This window comes from Paenibacillus sp. J22P169 (assembly GCF_059691995.1).
Genome location: NZ_JCAUAO010000009.1, coordinates 203431 through 226352 on the forward strand (window position 1 = coordinate 203431; position 22922 = coordinate 226352).

At 41.9% G+C, this 22922-nt stretch carries 9 protein-coding genes and 1 pseudogene; 2 read left to right on the plus strand and 8 right to left on the minus strand.

Annotated elements, in window-relative coordinates; translation table 11 throughout:
- Positions 1-30: 30 nt before the first annotated feature.
- Positions 31-1401, minus strand: coding sequence for an aldehyde dehydrogenase (locus AC58QG_RS29940; protein WP_497365713.1), 1371 nt, complete (start codon positions 1399-1401; stop codon positions 31-33).
- 493 nt (positions 1402-1894) lie between these two features.
- Between AC58QG_RS29940 and AC58QG_RS29945 the strand changes: the two genes are divergently transcribed.
- Complete coding sequence (locus AC58QG_RS29945) at positions 1895-2050, plus strand: hypothetical protein (protein ID WP_497365714.1); 156 nt, start codon at positions 1895-1897, stop codon at positions 2048-2050.
- A gap of 119 nt (positions 2051-2169) precedes the next feature.
- On the opposite strand, the gene AC58QG_RS29950 is transcribed toward AC58QG_RS29945, so the two are convergent.
- Positions 2170-2553, minus strand: a complete 384-nt coding sequence (locus AC58QG_RS29950; RefSeq protein ID WP_497365715.1) for a VOC family protein — start codon at positions 2551-2553, stop codon at positions 2170-2172.
- A 133-nt stretch (positions 2554-2686) separates the two neighbouring features.
- Here AC58QG_RS29950 and AC58QG_RS29955 point away from each other — a divergent pair, with 133 nt between their 5' ends.
- Positions 2687-3625, plus strand: a complete 939-nt coding sequence (locus AC58QG_RS29955; RefSeq protein WP_497365716.1) for a phosphoribosyltransferase — start codon at positions 2687-2689, stop codon at positions 3623-3625.
- Positions 3626-4410: 785 nt separating this feature from the next.
- On the opposite strand, the gene AC58QG_RS29960 is transcribed toward AC58QG_RS29955, so the two are convergent.
- The 6 genes and pseudogenes from AC58QG_RS29960 to AC58QG_RS29985 form a co-directional block, all read right to left on the minus strand.
- Complete coding sequence (locus AC58QG_RS29960) at positions 4411-5580, minus strand: copper amine oxidase N-terminal domain-containing protein (protein ID WP_497365717.1); 1170 nt, start codon at positions 5578-5580, stop codon at positions 4411-4413.
- A 252-nt stretch (positions 5581-5832) separates the two neighbouring features.
- On the minus strand, positions 5833-9759 hold the full coding sequence (locus AC58QG_RS29965) for an S-layer homology domain-containing protein (RefSeq protein ID WP_497365718.1): 3927 nt from the start codon (positions 9757-9759) through the stop codon (positions 5833-5835).
- Positions 9760-10520: 761 nt separating this feature from the next.
- A complete protein-coding gene (locus tag AC58QG_RS29970) occupies positions 10521-11195 on the minus strand; it encodes an MBL fold metallo-hydrolase (RefSeq protein WP_497365719.1) in 675 nt (224 codons plus the stop codon).
- Positions 11196-11598: 403 nt separating this feature from the next.
- Positions 11599-12000: pseudogene (locus AC58QG_RS29975) on the minus strand (MFS transporter); the annotation flags it as partial.
- A gap of 613 nt (positions 12001-12613) precedes the next feature.
- Positions 12614-13855, minus strand: a complete 1242-nt coding sequence (locus AC58QG_RS29980; RefSeq protein WP_497365720.1) for an S-layer homology domain-containing protein — start codon at positions 13853-13855, stop codon at positions 12614-12616.
- Positions 13856-13863: 8 nt separating this feature from the next.
- Positions 13864-21684 (minus strand): LecA/PA-IL family lectin, encoded by a 7821-nt coding sequence (locus tag AC58QG_RS29985; RefSeq protein ID WP_497365721.1) that lies wholly within the window; start codon positions 21682-21684, stop codon positions 13864-13866.
- Positions 21685-22922 lie beyond the last annotated feature (1238 nt).

Consider the following 22922-nt stretch of genomic DNA (forward strand, 5'->3'; position numbering starts at 1 on the left):
TGAGACTTACCTCTTCCTAGTGAGCCGTATTTAAGGCTTTGTCAGCCTCCGAATGATTTTCAACCCGATTTTGCTAGACGGATATCGAAAAGGGATATCGAACCTCGTCGTCTGCTTTAATATACTTTTCATATGTGAAAATATTTGAAAACTCATCTCGCCATGATAGCTGCCCATTCCGCTCTCGCCAACTCCGCCGACAGGCAAATGCGTTGATCCAAAATGCATCAGCGTATCATTGACACAACCGCCGCCGAATGAAATTCGCTCAAGTATGGCATCTTGCACCTTTTTATCCTCCGAAAATACATACAGTGCTAACGGCTTCGGCCGAGCATTTATCATAGCTACCACTTCATCGAGACTGTCATAGGTCAAGATAGGAAGAATAGGGCCAAAAATCTCCTCCTGCATGACGGGCATATCCCATGTAATCTGATCAAGCACCGTCGGTTCGATTTGCAGCGTCTGATCGTCAGCCAACCCACCGATAACGACCTTCCCGTCATTCAAAAAATGATGCAACCGCTCGTAATGACGGCGAGAAATGATTTTGCCGTAATCGGGACTTTGCAGCGGCTTGTCGCCATAAAAGGAGACAATCGTTTCTTGAAGATAGGACAGCAGCTTTTCTTTCACGCTTCGATGCACAAGCAAATAATCTGGAGCAACGCAGGTCTGCCCCGCATTAGAGAACTTCCCGAAAGCGATACGCTGCGCCGCTAGCTTTACATGTGCGTCATTATGTACGATGCAAGGGCTCTTTCCTCCGAGCTCTAGCGTGACTCGCGTGAGCCGCTTCGCTGCCGCCTCCATCACAATTTTCCCGACAGCTACGCTGCCCGTAAAAAAGATTTTGTCAAACGGCTGCTCCAGCAACGCACGACTTTCTTCCACGCCGCCTTCCACCACAGCTATATACTGTGGTTCGAAGGTCGCACGTATGATCGCGGTCATCACGGCAGACACAGCTGGCGCTAGCTCAGAAGGCTTCAAGACAACCGTATTGCCGGCCGCAATCGCTCCCACTAACGGATCAAATGCCAACATAAAGGGATAATTCCACGGTGCAATAATAAGTGCCGCACCCAGTGGTTCGGGGATTATGTAGCTGCGGCTCCCCGAATGCGTCATTGGGGATTTCACTTTTTTCGGCTTCATCCAACGTTTCAGATGCTTGATGACATGCGCTATTTCTTGATATACGATGCCTATTTCAAACGCGTACGCTTCCTTCTCTCCCTTATTCAAGTCGGTGCGAAGCGCCTTGATGATCTCTGATTCCTGTTCAACAATCGCTTGCTTCAGCTTTTTGAGCTGTGTAAGCCGGAAATCGAGTCCTCGCGTAGCGCCTGTGTGATAGTATTTTTTTTGCTGATCCATCAATTGGCTTATCGCCATACGGCTCTCATCCTCTCGGATATTTATATCCCGGCTGTGTAATCCCAACTTTTCTGAAAACGCTTACAAGCCACTGTATTCAACAATTACATAATCTTATTATTTTACCACCCCAATCCCCACAGTGACAATATCACGATCCCCCACCCGATCCAAATAACATAAAATGTTGAAAAAAGCCCTGATTGCTCAGGACCTCTCTAATATAAATGAAACATCATCACTCACAAAAAAAGCCGACCAACAGCTCTGGTCAGCTTCTGCTCGGCGCTGGTATTGAAAATGGATATCAATGGTATTTGAATACCCAAGGCGTCAATTCCGTGTAGCTTGCGTTCCCAGCTCTAGATGTCGATCCATCCGGTAAGACTTAAATGAGCCGCAATTCGATCCTTCACCTTTAGCTGCAACGGACTTCAGCACCTGATCATTCACAACTAACTCCTGGCAATTTCATAACCTTTGACGGAACAGGACGTTACACCGATGCACTTTGAAAGCAACCGTAAAGACAGGCATGGTGCCTACGACAGGGGCGAATCTTGTTGCTGTTGCGGAAGATACCGCAGGAAACGGCAATTTAGCAACGACGGAAACGAACAACATCACCTCTTTGGTAAACTATCATCCTTCTATCTGTTCAAATTGAAAAACGAAGCTAGCTAAAAGGATTAACTTATTTCTTCTTCATTTTTGTTCGTCTATTAAATTAAATAAAGGACCCCTCAAATTAATGAAGAGTCCTTCTTGCTTTTAATATTAGGTTGATTAGGAACCATACGCTGCGTCAAATTCAATTATATTGTTATCTGGATCTAAAATATAAATTTGAGCAAATCCAGCAACACTATTCGGTCTGGCTTCGAAATTAACATCAGACTTCATTAACCACTCAATTGTTTTATTATAACTTTTTACCCAGATTGCAAAATGACCATCAACAGAGTCGATCTCACTTTTTCTAAGCGTTTCACCATTGGGATGCTCAAGTAGATGAAGTTGTTGATCACCTATCGCATACCATATACCTTTAGATTTAAAAGGTGGACGTTCTATCTCTTGTAATCTAAGGACTTCGGTATAAAACTCCCTAGCTTTTTCTAAATCTCTTACAGCGAGACTTACATGATGGATACGTTCATAATCAATCATTTTCATGTTCCTCCTAGTTTACACCTTTTTCTTTAGTAATTCTTAATCTTTTACGACATGATTCATCGTTTACGGTAGGTCTTTTGAACTGTATTATAAATACAACATCTGTCACTTTTATACTGGAGGTCTTATGAGAAACATTTATCTAGACTATAATGCCATTTCTTTAAGATTAGCTCAATTAGCACATGAAGTAAAAGAAAAAAAATACGATGCTTTAGTCATTATTCTGCGCGGCGGAGCTTTTGCTGGTATACAACTAGCATTTTTGACGGGTTTACCCTTTTATTTTTTGAACTATGAGCGCTGTTTAAATAAACCCACTTGGTTTCAAGAACCACCGAAATCTAATCGTATCTTGCTAATTGAAGACTTTGCTGGCTCTGGTCGAACCCTCATTGATTGCAAACAGTTCCTACTTGATTCCGGTTTTAGCACGGATACTTTTGTTGTGTGTAAAGATCATTTATCTGCCAGTCAACCAGACTATTATTGTTTTGAATGCCAAGATGAAAGAGCCAGATTCATTCTGCCATGGGAGCGCCACCGATTGTATAAGACAACGTTGTATGGGGGTCAAAAGCTTCAAGATCATGAGTATAATAAAACCGCTTGGGACATGGATGGTATCTTTCTAGATGACGTACCGTCAGAACATTACAGTAAAAACCATTCGAATGCATTATTACTCAGAGACACCTATCCTTTATTGCCCCAAGCACCTATTCTAGAAGAACAAGATGTCATAGTTACCGGCAGACCAATGATCGATAAAGCTCGTACGATGCTTTGGATGGCTAAGCATGGCATAAAGTTTCCTCTATATCTTAGGGACGACCAAATAGATGCTCCCACAAAAGAAAGCACTGCAAAATGGAAAGGAAAACAAGCACTGAATCTTGGCTGCACCCGATATGTGGAAAGTGAAGCAAATCAAGCCGTTCATATTGCAAAACTATATCCTGAGCTTCAAGTGGTATGGTGGAATGATGGTGAGCCAGTCGTCATCCAAGCCACAAGTCGATTAATTAACAGCGTAGTGGAAAATCATGAACGTACTTTGCCATGACGCGGACTTCGAGAACAGAGTTTTCCAACTTCTTCCTTCGTCATTTTCGACCCAGCTTCCTGCACCGTTTATTAAAATTAATTTCCAAAACCCTGAAAATCCTTAGAAAGGATTTCAGGGTTTTCTAGTTAACACGATTCATATTTTTGATTGCAAGTCCCAAAAATGGTATTTATCTGCGTATTGTTCGATTTAAGTGGCATTTTATTCTGCTGACTGAACAACTACAGAAAATAGTAATCTAGGCATGCCATATGCGAGGCATCGGAAGCGCTAATTTTCCAAGCTCCGCCCATATAAATTTGAGAAGTAAATCGCTCTTTATGTGTACATACTCGTGGTCGTCCCAACGGTTATGCAGTTCTTGCGGATCTTCCTTCAGATCAATTGTCCATTATTCCAGCGTTGTTTGGAACTATGACTCAAATGCCGTTATAACGTGCATAATCACAGCTAGAATAAGTCCACAAAACGATTGAGCATCCGACATCAGCACTCCTCTCTAATTGGAGGTTCACGTCCATTTATTTAGCCATTCGCTAATTCCCCTCTCGTGCGCTTAATATTACATTAATAATATTATGATGCTGTTATTTTGGACTGTATGCTGTATTTCCATTGAAGCGTACCGTCGGGATTGAAGGCAGTGAGAAAAGGAGTCCCGATAGACAATAGGTATATTGCTATAAAATTTTGCAATAAAACCCTCTTATTCTTACCTCTTACTTATAAATTCAATAAGACACGACGGAAAATACAACTCCAGCTAGCACAGCTCTAGTAACTTATTTTTGTTGAATATAGGAGATCGTTCTAGAACCACTTCGCATACCATTTCTTATAACTGGAACCTGAAGAGATAATTTCCCATCGCGCATACTTAGGCTAGCATCTCGCAAAGGTTTTAAATCGGTTGAGAAACCATATTCATTAAACTGAATCACGGTATCAGCCCAATCTCCTACTTTTAATATCGCAGATTTATCAGTAATGAATGTTATTCGGACGGGGGAAATTTGAAAGCTTGTATATTCAGCAACATCATTAGTCGTCCATGTACCACCATATTGACGGTATGAATTTAGCGTTGTTTTTTCCGGCTTTTCTTTAACAGTTTTAAAGGAAGATAATACAGTAGGGATTTGATTAGAAATATCTTCTAGTTTTTTATACGCATCCTGTATATCATACGCTTTAAGGTTTCTCCACGATTGTAGATATGCAAACGTTAAATGATTTTTCGAGGTTAGAAATGTATAGCCTGGATGTTTATCGACTTTCCATTCGTCTTCTGTTTGATTAAAGACTTGGACTTCAAAGAAAGGAACACCAGTACCGTAAAAGGCACTGAATGATGCGTCGAGATAAAATCTAAAAACATCTCCATTTCTCAACGGATAGGTTGAAAGAACCGAAGAGCCGCTAAAATTCCCTTCGATTTTCAATAAATTCTGTAATGGTTTTGGAACGTCAAGAGTAAATCCATAGACCTTATCGGAACTATTCTGGTTTGGCTTTTTAATTTCAACTGTCGATGTATCACCATTCCAATTGACCTCGGCACCTAACGCTTCGCTAACAAAACGGATTGGAACCATTGTATTACCTTCGATAATTGTTGGAGCTTGTTCGAGGTTAACCAATTGATTATTTGCTAAAGCGCTATGACCGCCAATAGTTAGTGAAATGATTTGGTTGTCCTTATAAGCCGTCACTAATCGATTGTTATTATCCCAATGAACTCCCGCACCGAATGCCTCAAAAATAGGGCGAAATGGAACAAGCACTGAGCCATTGATGAGAGTAGCCGACTGTTCATAAGTTTGTAATTCTCCATCAATAGTTACATTGACTGTCGTTAGAGCGGCATGTGTATAGCTTGGAACAGAGAGTGTTGATGCAATGACTGTAGTAAATAAAACCGATGAAAGCAACCCTTTCATTACCTTTTTCAAAAGAATTCCTCCTCAAAGTAAGAAATTTCACCCTACCCATGTTGCTGTTTATCCGTCAACAGATAATTTTTTACATCTACCAACATATTTTATTTCTGAAAGAGTTAAAAAGTGGAAGGGCATACAAAAAAACACGATAAGGTCTAACTTAATAATCGAGCGCCACAATTATAAGAGTCATTTCAAAGCAGATGGTATCTGCCTTGAAATAACCCTTCCTGTGCGAATATTTAATTAGCTCAGAACATTACATTACTTGGTGACTGTTACGTAATCAAAGTCTGGAACTAAGGAACCTGCTGAATCAGATAACTGCTGACTGGCGGTTCCATTCACTTTGAAGTACTTAATTTGTACGTGAGTACCAGCTTCAACCGCTTGCTTAACGACACGTGTGTATTTATCATCTAAATTAATGTGTAAGACATTGCCGTTACCGAGATAATGTTGTAGAATATATCCTCTTAATGAATGTTCGGTGTTATCAACTTTTAGCACAAGTCCCGCAGCACTACCTCCAGAGTCAAATTCAAATCCATTAGCAAACGTCAACACAATGTGACCGTGCTCGTAATGCGCTGATGGGATACCCGGTACGGCAATCTCTGTTACTCGCTCTGATGTCAGTGCATTCGGATAGGCATCTAAAGCCCAGTTCTTAATTCCAGAGGTGTTCATTTGTACCGACACTTGTCCAGCAGGAAGTGGAGAGTTAAATTTCAGTGTATACCAAAGAGTGTTACTGCTGTAGCTGTAGTTTGCCGAACTAGGCGTGGAGCTGCTCTGACCGCCCACAGAAACTACAAACCGTGATTTAAAATCTTGGTTTAAAGTCGTATTGTTATCCCTTGGATTCCAACCTGGAATTAACCTAATCGTCATAGATTTACGATCGGAGCTGACGGTCACACGTTCAATTTTTTCATCAATATAGATAACTTGCCTATTACTAAAGGTATTGACTTTATTTCTAGCGTCCGACGTATCTTGAATAGCTGTTCCAGTATACGAAAGAATTATGTTATTTTTTCCTGCCTCTGTAATTCCGCCTACTTCGAGCTTCACATACGAGCTCCCGCCACCAGAGTTATCCGGATAGTTATATACCGAGACGTTATTGACCTTTCCTATGTTTAATGCAAACTGCTCTGGTAGTGGTAAGCTGTTTGCATCTAGCGTTTCATTGTAATACAAGTAGATTGAGCTTAGGTTATCATTAATATATGCCTCAGAAAGGTATGGACCAGTTGTATCGAGGGCATCCACCGTCGCTTGTTCAAACAAGACCGTCGTTACCGCACTAGACGTATACCCCTTATTTACGTCACGAATGACAAACTCCACTCGAGCGGCTCTTTCGCTCAATGAAAAGCCAGTATTAAATTCCTGCAATTCATTAACCTGGGAACTATCGATCTTAAAATAAGGCCAGTCCTGGACCTGAACAACTTGGTTATCTTTCCCAGCATGTCCTTCCAGTACGGATTTCACGCTGGATTCAATATGACCATTAATAGCGTTCACAACCATATATACTTCAGCAGGCGCGTTTAATTTATAACGGACCCAAATCTTCCCGTCCCTCACGTAGGCTTGTGGGTAACCACTAATGAAGTAGGGATCCGTATAGCCGATGATATCTACATGATCCGTACCCTTAGCCCGAACAATAAGATCGAATGCTTTTGTTCCTATAGCCTCACCACTCAGTGTAGCGGTCAGCACGACAAACTGATCGTTCTTCTCACCTCTTGTTACAACACCTGAGTTTGTGATTACATTGATATTATCCGATTGCCAAGAGATCTGTACGCCAGGGTAAGCAGGCAAGGACGTCACCAGATTCACATTCGTTATAATGTTGTTTCGGTCTGCATTATGTGCGAGCAATGCGGGCTCAATAGCCCTGAAAACCTCTTCCGTATTTATGGGCAGCTGTACAGGGCCAAATGGGGCACTTAGGGCAAATCCGCCAACCGACTTTTGGTCACCAATGGCTTGAACGCGAATATATTTGCCGGCATCAGTTTCCGTCAGTGTATACTCGGAAGTGGTTGCACCAGTAAAGATAAAATAAGGACCAGCTTCCTGATTTGCCCAATACCATTGGTATGTGAAGTTATCAGACGTCAGATTTTGCTCGACGATGACTTGACCTGCATGTAACGTTTTTCCTGTCTTTGCTTCACCCGTGATTGTGCTAATCGCTTTTATATAGGCTGCGCCCTGTGGAACATACGTTATAAATAAAGTAATGCTCTCATATCTTGGATGTGAAATGGTCACTTTATAATTCTGGATCGCTTCCGGCTCACCTGCATCAATCTGAACAACAAAGCTGTCTTTCTTCGAATCCCCAGCTAAATAAGTTCCAAATGTCGGATTATATGAATATGTTACATTTGTTACGGAAGCAGTAAATCCGGTGGCATCCGCAATTGCCTGGCCAGTTTGATCCTTTAGCGTAACTACGAGGTTTGCCAAGTGACCTGCGGAAGCTGCTGTTGATCGATCTAGAGGTTGCTCTGCAACTACAACTGCATCATACTGATTGTCTTGATAGACCGATTGAGTCACATTCAGAATAGAAAGCTTACTGCTATTGGTAAGAATCGAAGCTTCTGAGGTCGCATTAGAATCAACAATAGAGCCTTCGAATTTTGAAATGGCGACTTTTAGGGCTGGCTTCGTTACGGTTACAGCTACTCGAGCTGTTTTACCACCGTTTTCGGTAATTACTTCAATTGTCTTAATGCCTTGTCCAACCGCTGTGAGAAGTCCGTTCTGATCGACTGTTACGACATCCGTACTATTATCCACAACCTTCCACGATACTTTCTTATTTGTGGCGTTACTTGGTGTAATTGTTGTGCTAAGCTGTTTAGTTTCGCCGACAATTAAAGCTAGATTCTGTTCATTTATCGAAACGCCGGTAACTGAAATCTTCTGAGAGTCTTCGTTTGCCGTTGGAAGGGTTGGCGTAGTGTTGGTACCACTGTTAGAGGGTTGAATTGGACGATCATTTACTGTTGTCTGGACACCGCCAACATTTGTCACTTTATTGATCACGGCACTGCCTTTAATATTTGTTTGAGCCTCGGCGATTAACTCTTTAATTGTGCCGTTAGCTGTAATAGGTATACCGGTGGACTGATTAATGACCTTATTAAATTGTCCGTCGAGTATGATCTCTTGACCTGCTGTCACATTTGCTGGGATTACTACGCTTTCAAAACCACCGCCGGTAAGCTGCTTTGTAACCAGAAGGGCCCCACTTTCCATTTTGGTAACGGAAACAGAAGTGCTTCCGGTAGCTAGGACACGAAGTTTGCCATTATATTTGTTAACAACTAGCGCACCTTCTACATTAACACTGTTGAAAATAATGGAGTGTTCGCCACCACCGCGTACGAATACAGAACCGGTAATTTCTACATTATTTAACGTGACCTCACCTTCACCCACGCCCTGAGCAATATATAAGTCCCCCGATATTTTCATGTTGTTAAGGACAACACCAGGCGAATTTACGACTAAATTTCCATCTATATTCTGGGAGTACTCACCTGGCTTGGAGATTAGCGTTTGAACGAAGTTGTTAAACATCGTTATGGCTTCTGCTCGAGTTAAATTTGATTTAGGGCTGAAGGAGCCATCCGGCATACCCGAAATCACTTTTTTAGCTGCCAAGATCTTTACAGAAGTGTGGGCCCAATCCGCGATCGTATCCGAATCACTAAACGCAGGTGATCCCACGTCGCCCTGAAGGTCGAATGCTTTGGCAACCAACACAGCAGCTTCTTGCCGCGTAATGTTTCGTTCGGGGTATGCCATCCCATTATCACCATTCATGACTCTGGCGGCATGTAGCTTTACCATATCGTCGTAATACCATTGTGAAGAATTAATATCAGAGAAAATATTCTCTCCCTTTTCGATGTATCTCATCAAATTGTTAAGCATCGCTGAGAACTCTGCCCTTGTCACTGAATCATCTGGTCTAAATGACCCAGCATAGCCATTAATGACGGCATAATCGGCCCACTTCGTGATGGAGCTCTTTGCCCAATGCCCCTGAACATCGCTAAAGGCAGCAGACGATACCGGTGTAACTGCTGTCGTAATCATTGTGGTTAAGGCTAATGCCATAAAAATTTTCTTCGTATTTAAGAATTTCATGACAAAAAAACTCCTTCTATGTCGCTTTATTTAATTCCCCACTGCTTACAGCAGTGGAAAAAATGGAACCGCTCAATCCGATAAATGTTCCCTGAAACTGTTTTTACAGTGGATACATCATTTTTTGCGCCAATTTGTAAGTAAGAGTTCGGAACTTTCGCATCAGGGATTAGTCAAAGGCAGTTGTTACCACGACTAAAGATAAAAATATTACGATTGGTAGAAGCAATAAACGTTTCTTTTTATACATCAACTCCCTCACAATTTATGTTAGCATTAATGATATTAACATTTGTAATATATATAATACAAGGTGATCGACTGTCGAAACGAGCTAAAAGAATATAAAGTTTTTTGGATTTACTTGGGTAATATCAGTCTTTTGATACATTTTTGTAAGGGAATATCAAAATCGATTGCTCATTCGCTTTGTGACACTATGTATTAGTTATGCAAGCAAAATTTCAGAACAAAAAAATTGCTCCTCGTTTTCGAGAAGCAATGAGCATAGCAAATGAATCGGGGGTTTGTGATAATGGTTGTTTTTAGCAATCATGGAAGCGAAGTAGATGTGATCCTCCTGGCCCTTTGCATGCTTCCGCTACCCTATCAATGATATCTTCTCTCCATTGCGCTGGCTTTGGTCTTTTACCCATAGTTATTTGAACTAAAAATAAACGCCAAGTATAACACAGAAAATGCGTTAGGCTTGGCGTTTTTAAACAATAAATTACGTACATCCCTGAAATCTAAGAATTGGCTTATTCTTGAACGCTCGCTATTTCAGCAAGACGTCCTTTAATATTTTCCGTACAAACGCCGCCATGATAAGTGATGATAGTTTTAATGTCATAGTCCAGCAGCTTTGCTACGGATTTGAGAGCTAACTGCATATCCGGCGTGAATTGAGGATTTGGAGGCATAAGCACACCGTCTTGCGACGTAAGCGCGTCCCCGGCAATTAATGTTTTGCTTTTTGGGTGATACAGACTGATATGATCTGGCGTATGTCCAGGTGTAAAAATAACTTGAATGCCTCCGCAATAAGGGAGTACGTCCCCATTCTGAAGCGTCACATCCACTTTGGATGGAGTAGCGAGACGCTTGCTTTTAACCGCAGGCACTTCCCCTAAAATGTAAGGCTTACCTATTTCGTGTGCCAGCACTTCGATCCGTCCCTCTGAAGCGTTCACGAGCTCTGGCAGGCTACCAATGTGATCCATGTCATGGTGAGTAATAATGATTTTCGTCAGATTTTCAAAAGGGAAGGATGCTTCGGCAAGTTTGTCGTGTATAAGTCCTAGCTGACCAGGGATTCCTGTATCAATGAGAACGACTTCTTGCTCGTCCCAAAGTAATGTCGCATGTACGACGAACGGATTGCCATTGACGTTCATATCCAAAATAAGTGGTTGAATTCCTGCTTGTTCTGCCATTACTACACCTCCGAAATGTTTGCAAAATAATTTAATTCCATTGTAATATCTGGCGTATCCAAGATCAATTTTTGCTACTGAATAATATCAAATGTTATTTCTAAGTTTTGGGGTAACCGATGCTTAAATCAGGCGATGTCTAGACCAATAAAGAATCAGGAACAAGTCGATTGAAGCAGGTGCGAATGCGCTCTTCTAATCGGCTTTTTTTGTGCCTATATTAGGTATTGCGGTGGTTGCGACAATTACGTACTAATCGGGGAGTCTTGGTTTGCACGTTCAAACGTTATGCTAAGATAATTAAACAAAAAATTAAGCTGTGAGTTTCGCGAAAATCGCAAAATACTCGCAGCTTCGAAAAAACCTTTTGTGTCAATTGATTATTATAAATATTGGATACTGTTTATTTCATCGGTACACGTTTCGTTTCTACGCTTGCGAACATCAGCCCAGCAACAGCGACTCCTACGACAGATAGTCCACAAAGCGTATAAAATAACAAGTGGTAATCGATGAACAGCGCTGCGAATATCGAAGCTAGTAAACCGCCCATATAACGATATGTCATATAAACCCCCGACGCCACACCCGACATTTGTTTGGGAACAGAGTTCAATGAGGCCGGTTGCATCGAAGCTGTACCGAAGCCTGCTCCAGCGCCTCCAAGCAAAAAGATAAACGAAATCAGCCACACCGAATGTGTGTTAAACATGAGCAGGTACGTCAAACTGGAAACTGCCAAACACATAAAAGATATCATAATCGTTTTTTGTGTCCCCAAACGATTAGATAATACGCCCCCAAGCCCAGAAAATAACGAACATCATTATGTTGAATTTGATTGCTCTTTGCTGCTTGTGGACGAAGTTCGTCAACAGTTCGTCAACAAGTATCTATTTTGTTATTTTTAAGATATTTTTAGACCGCGAGTTTCTCCTGTAACCGTTATCAGCATCATGACAGTAGTGTACTGTAACATCATTTATATTAAGTCATTGGATTTTACCGTATTGTGTGAGCAATTTGTGAGCATTTATTCGAGCACTTCCCGTAGTCTTTTTTGGAAATTGCGTAAACGAATTTCAAGCATGACTGGAGTTCCCGCTTCACGATCTGCGCTAAAACCAAGATGCAATAAACTTAATAGGTTGAAAGTTTATTGAACAGCCGTCCGGCCATCTTCTCTGTTCTTCCTTCCAGTCTTCTTTTGTTAGATGTAAATTTTTAGAATAAAAAGAACATTTTATTGCTGTAATCGCCCTCAGTCATGAATCCCATTTCTATATTAACGAGATTGAGAAGTAGCCGGAAAGCACCGGCACTATCTGGCGGTTCTCCGGAGGCCGGTGTTGAATTGAAGCCCAAAAAAGCCTGACGAAGTTGAACCGTCAGGCTTTTTGTTTGCCATGCCCCCATTGTTATTTATTATTTTTAAATAATGACAACGCTCTAAGAATCACTGTAGTTGCTTCTGCACGAGTCGTGTTCGCTTTAGGACGAACCGTTTGATCCTCGTAGCCGTTCATCAAACCATTTTCAACTGCTGCAGCAAGCGATCCCTCTGCCCAATTGGAAATAACATTGATATCGTTAAAGCTGATCCTTTTACTTGTCGACTGAAGATGAACAGCCCGAACCACGATAGCTGCCATTTGTTCACGCGTAATAGAATCATTCGGCTGGAAGGATCCATCCTCGAATCCTGACACGATACCAAGTGCCGCGGCGGTAAGAACCCATGAATTAGCCCAATGATCTGTTATGTCGCTAAAGGTTCCCCCAGATGGCGCACTTAACTTCAAAGCCTTGACAAGGATCGCAATAAATTCAGCACGTGTAATGTTATTATCCGGCTTAAAGCTCTGATCCCCATACCCGTTAATAGCTCCAGACTTCATAAGACTTAGAATGTTCTCCTCCGCCCAATGCCCTTTGATATCAGCGAATTGAGCAGCCTCTGCCTTCTGTGGATCAGACGAAGCAGATGCTTCGACGAATAAGGCAAATTTCGTAAAGCGAGTGAAGGTTCCTGACACCGTAGACGCTGATGTATCTATTGTAATATTGTCCAATTTCACCCATCTGCTAGTTTCAGAGTTCAGACCATAGATGGCTATTTGGGTCTGGTTTAAGTCTACCTTCGTTTTGTCATAAGCAAGAACAATTGTAGCCGGTTTACTAAGCTCGCCTGCAATATCTGCCTTTACTTCGTAAACGTCTCCGACTAGATGTAAATTGGAATTAATTGGAATAATTACTGTATCACTTATCTTGTTTACATTGACTTTCAAATCCTTATCTACTGCCCCTGCAGAAATTATCATTTTCAGCTCATCGAACGTAAATCCTGCACCATGTAAAGCTGAAATAGGATAGTTATTTGCAGTACCCCCGCCACCTCCACCACCGCTTTGTGGTGGGGGTGGTGACGGTGTATTATTCTCATTGTTTGGGGGTAACGGTTGGGCACTCTTAGTTGCGCTTAACAGGTTTCCGGCAGAATCGTAGGTGTAGTTAATGGTTATCCCATTTTCATAAGTAACGCTTTTCAGACGGTTTAATTCATCATACGTATAGGTAGCAGCTTGAGCTACGAAATTGAAAGTAAAGAAAATGCCAAATAAAAACAACCAGAATCGAAAAGTTTTAATATTTCTCACCTCATATACTATCTTCGATAATTTGGATAAATTGCTTTATTTTTTTCAAATTGAAGCTGTTCACTAAAAGTCGTATCGAACCATTCGTCATAAGCCCCTACAAGCTCCTTAATTTTTAAATTTTTAAAATCATCTACGGCTTGCGTTGAAATATTCCAAATGGATTCTAATGTGCTTGAGGAATAGTTAGACCTACGATATGCTTGATCTGCTATCTCCCATGCTCTTTTCGATCGTATTTCATTTTGAAGCAACCTTAGCACCTCCCAGCTACTGTATTTGTCATTAATCATTGAAAATTCAACCGAAGCATTCATATGTGCGTTACCCTTAATTTTTTTATCTACTTCATATCTAAATGTAATATCCCTAGACCTTGCGACGACCCTTGTCCCAATCTTTAGTGCTCCTATACCTATCAAATCCCAAACCAGTTCATCAACGTCATTTTTCCCTTGCACCGTACGTATAAACGAGTTGCCGAACAAAAGTCCATTCATACCCACACCTGCTAACGCCAAAGGCGTAAAAGTCAATCCCCATGCTACTAGCCCCAATGTATTTTTGTGACCGTCGATCCAATCCGAAACACGATTGAACAATTCGGACCAGCTGTCCTCCAACGCACATAGCCCGAAGGGGTCAAGTAAGGAAATCGGCTGCCCGTTAGCAAATGCGTATCGATTTAAGGATGGAGTGGATGCAATATCACCATACAAGACGTCTTGATTAATGAATCGCTTTATCTCCGGGCTATAGTAACGTGACTTCATGAAATACAGCCCGTTTGCATCCGTAACAACACCATACCGTCCGTTAAATTGAAACGGAGTGGTTGACTCGCCGATATGTCTAACCAATTTGCCATACGGGTCGTATTGAAATTGATCCGTCACAGCGCCCACTTCATCCGACAAAGCTACCGTGCTGCCACGTCTATCGAAATGGTAATTGACATAGGTGCCTTCCTTTGACTCAGAGCCTATAAGACCAAGACCATATACATAATATGCCTTAGGTTGTCCGTTCTCGTCCGTCTCCATCAACACCTGAGTTAATACGGAAAGCGGATCAACAACGTATCGAGTGGTAATACCTTGCTCCGTAACCGCCATACGCTTACCGCTTACATCATATAGATAAGCTGCGGAGCCTGCTTTTATAAGCAGATTAGAGGAATTATACTCAAAGGCTGACATGCCGCCAGCAAGCGGTCCTTCAATCATATTCCCATCGGCATCAAAGGAAACAAGGCTGTTATTGTAGCTTACAATTCGATTATCTGGTCCATATGACATTTGAACGTTTTTGTCGGGGATGTTCGGATCTGGTTGAAAAGCAACATTCTCATTCACCACACTACCCGAACCATCGTATTCGTATTTAAAATCATGAATGATATTACCATTGGCAGCCGTGTCCATAAGTCGGACTAATTCGCCGAGCGAATTGTATTCTCGTCTTTCCACGGAACGTTCAGGGCGTCTGGTTTCTACGAGTTTTCCACGCTGATCATAAGCATATGTCGTAGTACGTGCAGCCCAGTCCGTTACTTTGGTCAATCGCTTTAAAGCATCATACTCATAGTACACTTTCTTTCCATCCGGATAAGTCAATTCTTTCATGTTTCCGGACACATCGTAAGCGTACCCAATTTGATTGCCATAAATATCTTGATAACCGATTACACGATTTAATGCATCATACTGGTACTGTAGTGTCCCGTTACTATTCGATTGCGATAACAGATTACCGACAGCATCGTAATGGAATTCACTCTGGCCTTCTTTGCTGATCACTTTGGCTAGGCGTCCCGCATCATCATATTGATTTTCGATGACATCTCCACGTGCATTAGTCTTTTTAGTGACCTGACCTGCTTGATCGTATTCATACTGCAATTTGCCGCCCGTTGCATTCTGAACCTCTGTTACTCTACCAGCGACATTATACTGGAATATCGTTTGATTTCCGTTTGGATCCATTATTTCAGTACGATTGCCATCCGCATCAAAAGCCTGACGAGCTACGCCATTCAATGGATCTACCGTGACCACATGCCGTCCCATGGCATCGTACTGATACTGCGTCACTCTATTTAATGGATCCAAACTCTTGGCAAGCCTATTTAATGCATCATACTCATATTTCCTAGTAAAACCTTTAGCATTGACAACCTGTGTCAAGTTCCCCGCATCATCGTAAGCTCGCACTTCCTGCCTTACGCCATTAGGATCCACCTCTGCGATTACATTTCCAAAAGCATCATATTCAAACCTTTTGACTTGCCCAAACGCATTCGTTTCCTGAATTACTCTCCCGTTACCATCATACGCCCATTTGGTGCTATTTCCAGCTACGTCAACCGTCATCACCAATCGGTTCTCACTGTCATAGTGATTGGTTTTCTTGCTATTGAATGCATCCGTTTCACTGGCCAGCAATCCGTTCTTTGTATATGCATACTGCGTGACATTACCTTTCGCATCCGTTCGTTTAATTAACTGGCCATGCCTATCGTATTCAAACCTTTGCATATTCCCGAGCGGATCTGTCATTTCGGACACCCGGTCAAACGCGTCATAAGAATACATTACTTTTTTACCGAGGGCATTCGTCACAGAAACTACATTCCCAAAAACATCGTATGTATAGGAGGTTTTGCCGCCGCCAGCATCGGTTATGCTTTGAATCACGCCATTGATATAGGAATACGTCATTTTGCTGCCGCTCGGACTCGTTGTGGATACGAGATTATGGCGATCATCGTACTCCATTCTTGTTATCTTGCCTTCAGGAGATATCATACTCGTCATATCCCCCAAACTATCGTAGGTGTAAACGGATCTGCCCCCAAGGTGATCCACTTCTGCCAGCACATGTCCCTTATCATCGTACTCGTATGAGATAGACTGGCCGGACGGATTGGTTGCTTTTTTCATATTACCGTTTGCATCAAACTCGTAATTGGAGGATTTACCGAATACATTGATCGATTTGGCCATGTTGCCATGCTCATCATATTCATACCGTATGACACCTTGCTCTGGATCTGTTGAGCTCTGCAATTGACCTACATTATTATAAATGAATACATTTGTTAATCCTTGCTGATCGGTTAATTTAATTCGACTGGATCCATCCCCACCTAGTTCGTAACTGAATCTGCTTGGATTGCTCTGTCCATTTTGGTACATCGCAGATATTCGGTCTTTATTATCATACTCATATTTCTTATTGTCCTGCGTTGCTGTATCGGTGACTTGATTTAGCCGTCCTTGATCGTCATAAGCGTAGCTCAGCGTTGTTCCCCATATATCCCTGAGATTTTCCAGCTGATCTTTTGCATTATAATTCAGTACAGCTTGTCTGCCACGATTATCCTGAATCAGATTAGGCAACCCTTTGTCCGTATATTTGATCTCCACCCACTGCTGAAATGTAGTGTCCGTGATTCGAACAAGTTGCCCCAGCGCATCGTAATCAAGCTTCTGTACAAACCCATGAGGATCCGCCTTTTCCGCTAATCGGCCATCTTGCTTAAACCTAAATTTCTCAAAGCTAGGACGAGTCAGCAAGAAGGTTCCATTCTCATTTTTAACAAACTGATCATGCCGGGCAGTATCCTGATTGGAAACATAATGTCCATTCGGATCCGGATTGTACAAATTGCTGCTTCCGTCATTCCAAATGACTCTTACACTCCCATCTTCGTAGCGGGTTAAATGGGTGTTAAAGTTATGCTCCCAGCCTTTCCCCCTGCTTGTTGGAATCAGCGAATATTCGATTGAATTGCGTCCGCTGGTTTTGATCAGAGGGACAGGTCTTCCGGTTATGCCGCCACCAGGTAAAATAACCGAAGGAGTCGCAGGCTCAAACCCATACCAATCCATCAAGTGCTGTGGCTGTTCTCCGCGTTCATCATCAAACACCGTGACTACCACGAAACGATCGTTCTCGCTCGGCCCAACATGAAGTTCAATTTCATAAAATGGTTCAAGCGTACTAATTAGTGGTTTTACAAGTTTGTTTTTCATCTCATCTGGAGTCAGGGTATGCATTAAAAGTAAAGGACTTTCTGGATCATCTGTTACTTTATAAATCTTGTACGTTTTAACCTTGGAGTCTTTTACTACTCCCCACGTTAACTTGACCACATCCCCACCTTCATAGCTTTGCCGAAAGATGGGTGTACGCCATTCATCATATGTTGGCCCTACCATTGACTTAATTTCCGTCTGGATATCAGCATTTCCACCCGTTTTAGCTACAAATGATCCCGGTAAGTCCAGACATCCGCAAAGTGTTGGTATTAATGTGTATTCGAAAGTTTTCGTTTGTCCTGCTGGAAGCTCTGATATAGACTGCCTCAATGGTCCGGAAACGTATACAAAATTTTGCGCCCCACCCTGCTGCAGGCTAAAGTTAAAGTTGTATATAGTCGTATCCGACACGTTGCTTAGATCAAATCGGACTCGATACGGGTATCCTTTTTCAGCCTGAGATTGGGCGTATACAGTCATCTTTATGGCGTCGTCACCCCAAACATGGAATGGCTTGGTCGTGCTGAACATCGTATTCACCTGTTCATTAAACGGCTGTAACACACCCTTGAATTCAGCGCCGATCTGATAGTTACCTTTCTGGTCACCACGCACAACCCATTTGATTTCTTTCTGCTCCTGACCCGCAATCGAGCCCAAGCTCAAGCTTGCTGGACTGGAGCCCTGCCCGGTACTCATCAAGGTGAGTCCAACTGGCAGCTTCAAATCTACTGAAGCATCGTCAATAACAAATTGTGGATCAGCCGCATTTTGAATAACCATGCCAATTTCAAAAAACTCTTTTAACCAACTTACCTCACCAGGGATAACCAGATAGCCAAGCGTTGGAGCTACCTCAGGATGATCCTTGAATGGTATTAAGACCGGATATATGCTGCCTCCTCCCGGTACTGGGATTACATTTGGAAATTGTCCCCCCAATCCCACAGGTACTCCTCGACCATTAACCGGAAACACCAATGGTTTTGGTAAGAAATGCAGGTGAACCTCAAAGCGGTAAACCCACTGATTATCTGCATTTGTTACATCGATTCCTGCATCTTTAATTTCTTGCAGCGTCATTTGTTTGACATTCAAGTCACCACTAACAAGCTGACTTTTCTGGAGTCGCACCGTAAGATCTAATGTTTCCGGTACCTTTATCGTTACATTCGTCATCTTAGGCAAATAGTTTCGTGTATACGCCGCCACTCGATAAGATTCATGCTCTGTTACGACCAGTGCCAGACCACGCTCATCAGCAGTGAATTTCTGTGATGTGCCATCTGCGGATAACGCCATGACTACGGCGAACGGCAGAGCCTGTCCAGTATCATCGTCCACAACCTGCACGCGAAGCTTACTTACCTTATCCTGTGGCACGACGGTCAAGGTCAACTGATCCGCTCCTCGATTGCCCAACGCATCCGTGACTGTTAATGTGACGATATAGACTCCTGCCTGGGCAAAGGTATAGGACGGCATCTCAGTTTCCGCAGTAGCTCCATTTCCGAAATCCCAATGATAAGAAATCGGTTCCCCCGCCTCCAATATAGCTCTAAATTCAACTGCGTTTCCGGCCGCGACGGTCAGGTCATCCCCAACGTTTACTACGGGAGCAATCACAATACTATCAGTTGGGACAGCTTCTATTTCTGAGCTGCTACTGCTGTTGTTGTATTTATCCATAGCCTCTATGACATAATAATAGGTTTTATCTGGTTGAAGTAAGCTATCCGTATAGGTACTATCTTTCGATTGGGCAATAACCTGGTATGGTCCGCCCGGTGAAGTTCCTCGCATAATAATAAAGTGATCAAGATCAGCCTCTCCGCCTGACGCCCAGCTTAAATTAACCTTTTTTACACTCGCTGTAGCTGTAACTATTGGCCTAATGGGAGGTGAGACATCTAAAACGATTTCGATCATTTTCGGTTCACTAGTGTTTCCGGCCCTATCAATAGCTTTGGCTAAAATATCATAGGTTCCATCCTGATGACTATCTGTTTGCCAACGAAATGAAACAGTTCCCGAATTCCGATGTACTTCCTCCGAATCTACCTTGACCCATTCTACTGTTGGACGAGCAAAGGGACGTTCGTACAACTCTATTTCGGATATTTCATCATTATCTGCAGCCTGTACAGTTATAGTTGGATGCGCTCCCACTATCGTACTACTCTCTGGTAAGATATTTTGAATCATAGGTGGGACCATATCTTCCATTACGATTATATTTGCAAATGCTTTGACACTTTCATCCGGAGTCATTGCTTTAATATTAGCGTCGCCAACAGACAAAGCCGTAATAACTCCGTCTTGATCTACACTTGCCACAGATGGATCATCGCTAGACCAGACGATTGATGTGTCTGTAGCATTCACAGGCAAAACGAGAGCATTGATTTGGAATGTAGGCTTTTGAACAGCAAGGCTTCTTTGCAATGATATCTCTGTTTTGTCCATAATGATGCTTTGGACTGGTATATTGACACCTATTGATGCCAGTACAATATTGACAATGGTCGCTTGTCCAGATGTGACGATCACACTATCTTTCGTTTGGTTCGTATACCCGTTCGCAGTAATGTAAAGGGTATAGGTATTGGAGTCGAGGTTCGAGAACACATAATTCCCATCAGCATCCGTAAATGTGTACCCGTCCTGGCCTAGACTTGCACTTACCTCAACTCGAGCGCCTTGAACCGGAATACGATTACTGTTTATAACCTTACCTGCAATTACTCCACTTGTTTCAATTGGCTTACTTACGGTAACACTAGCTCGAGCAGTATATCCCTGATAACTGATTTTAATTTCTGATGTTCCTTCTCCTATAGCCGTTACCAATCCATTGGATATAGTATTGTCACTAGCCACTTTTATTACACCAGTATTTGAAACCGAATATAAAGCCATATTCGTTACATTAACTTTTGTATTATTAGAGTAAGTAGCAGTTACGACAGTTTGATGGGTTTCTCCAACTACTAAACTATAGTTTGTTGTATCCAGTGAGACGCCTGTTATTTGTGGATCAAGCGACTGCTTCTGAACCTCTATTAAGGCTTCCGTTATTTTACCCTGATAAGTAACAGTCATTACGACTGATCCTTCACCAATTGCAGTTACAAACCCCTCCGTATTTACACTAACAACCTCGTTATTCAACAGCGAGTAATGGGCTTGTGTTGTTACATCTATTGTTGTGTTATCCGAATATGTAGCTGTGACAACTGTTTGGTAAATTTCACCTATCTTTAAATTAACATTACTTAACGCTAAAGAAATGCTGTCAAGTTGTGAAATGGTATTGATTTGAACTTGATATCCTCCTCCATTATTCGAATACTGACCAGGTACGTCATTATAAGCTAATAATAATCTTCCTGAATGTGGGACTGTTAAATTGTAATTGCTTCCTAAAAGAAACTTGGAAATTATATTACCATTTTCTGTTTGAATTGCACCTATTAGAGCACCTACTGGAGCATTGGGAAGTATAGTAGAAGGATCGAATTTTTGAGTATTGTCATAGAAATATCCATCCGGATTGGTAAGATTCCAATGAGGATCAAATTTTGCTAAACCACTGCTTATTACCAAGAGCGTTTCTCCAGCACTTACATTTAAATTAGAATTCTCCCATTGACCGTGACTTGGATCTTTTTGAGCACTAACATATAACTCGAAGGTCAGGGCACTCGTAGTTGATAGTGATAATCCTGGAATTGAAATTATAACCGCTAATAATACTAATAAGCATTTCTTAAAAATCGTTGACAACCACTATCACTCCAATATTATTTTTTTATTTTCGATAAGATTTCTTATGAAGGATCAGGTATGTATTTACTAGACTTTTAGAAGTACTTCCGCAGTTGCAAGAACTGACCTTACTAAAAAAGCAACAAAAAGCATTCTACCTTAGCGTCGTATTAAGCCCCCCATCTTGATAATTCCCATACCTGTTAAAAAGGACATCGCAATCTCAGATGATTTGAACGCATCAACAGTGGTATTCGGAAGAGTCAGCATAAATAAGAGATTGGCCCGGACCCCGCCATGAGATTTGTCGTATATAACCGACATTATGGATATTAAGATTGGATAGATTGTTTATTTGGCTCACTTCAGATGAACATAAGCGAATAAGCGTTCATGAAGAAGTGAATCGGACAAACAGTATCACTAAGAAGATAATAAACGAGTCAAGTTGAAGATACAGTCGGTTGTTGTCTGATACATTATTTTTTTGAAAATATTCCTATAATTCTAGTTTTGCTGATAAAACAAGGACTTTCTAGTACAAAATAACTAGGGACTTTTTTTTTCGAGTCGATCGGGGTCTATTCAAATTGCAAAAAAAGCGCGAAACCCGTCATAAAATAGAATCTTTTTAAAGAAGCTTCCAAAGAAAAATCCCCACTAGCCAACAAGTACTAATATGCAAGAAATGAAAGTTTCCATCATAATTGGAAGGTCGATGATTTGAAAGCAGGAACTCTGGGAAGGGCAAGTAACTACCGCGGCCCCTATCGTCACCGAAGCAGTTCCAGCCATGGCTGTTATGTCCGAAGCAGTTAAGGGCTAAATTCTTCATGCGTTCGATCCACTTAATAACCTCATTCAATCGCTATCTTATCCGATTGCTGGTGTTATGATCGCCGGAGGCTGCTTATTCATAATGGTTGGGAACCGAGAGAAAGGGATGCAAATGCTTCAGAATGCAGCTATTGGGTATATTTTAGTTCAATTATCTCCATTAATTCTGGAATTGCTAGTGGGTATTTGCGGACGCACTCCAGCTATTCTCTGGCACCAAAAGTGCTTCAAACCTCGTATGATTGATTTCCCTTTAAGAGGAATTCATCGTAAGTCCATCATATCCGACTTATTTACCGGGTGCTTCCAATACAAAAAGAATTGGTACATATGTAGTCCTAAGTATATTAATCCTTGCTGGTCTGCCGGTGCCTTCTTCTCGATTCCATCGAAGAAATATTGGATCGGTTGGAAATACA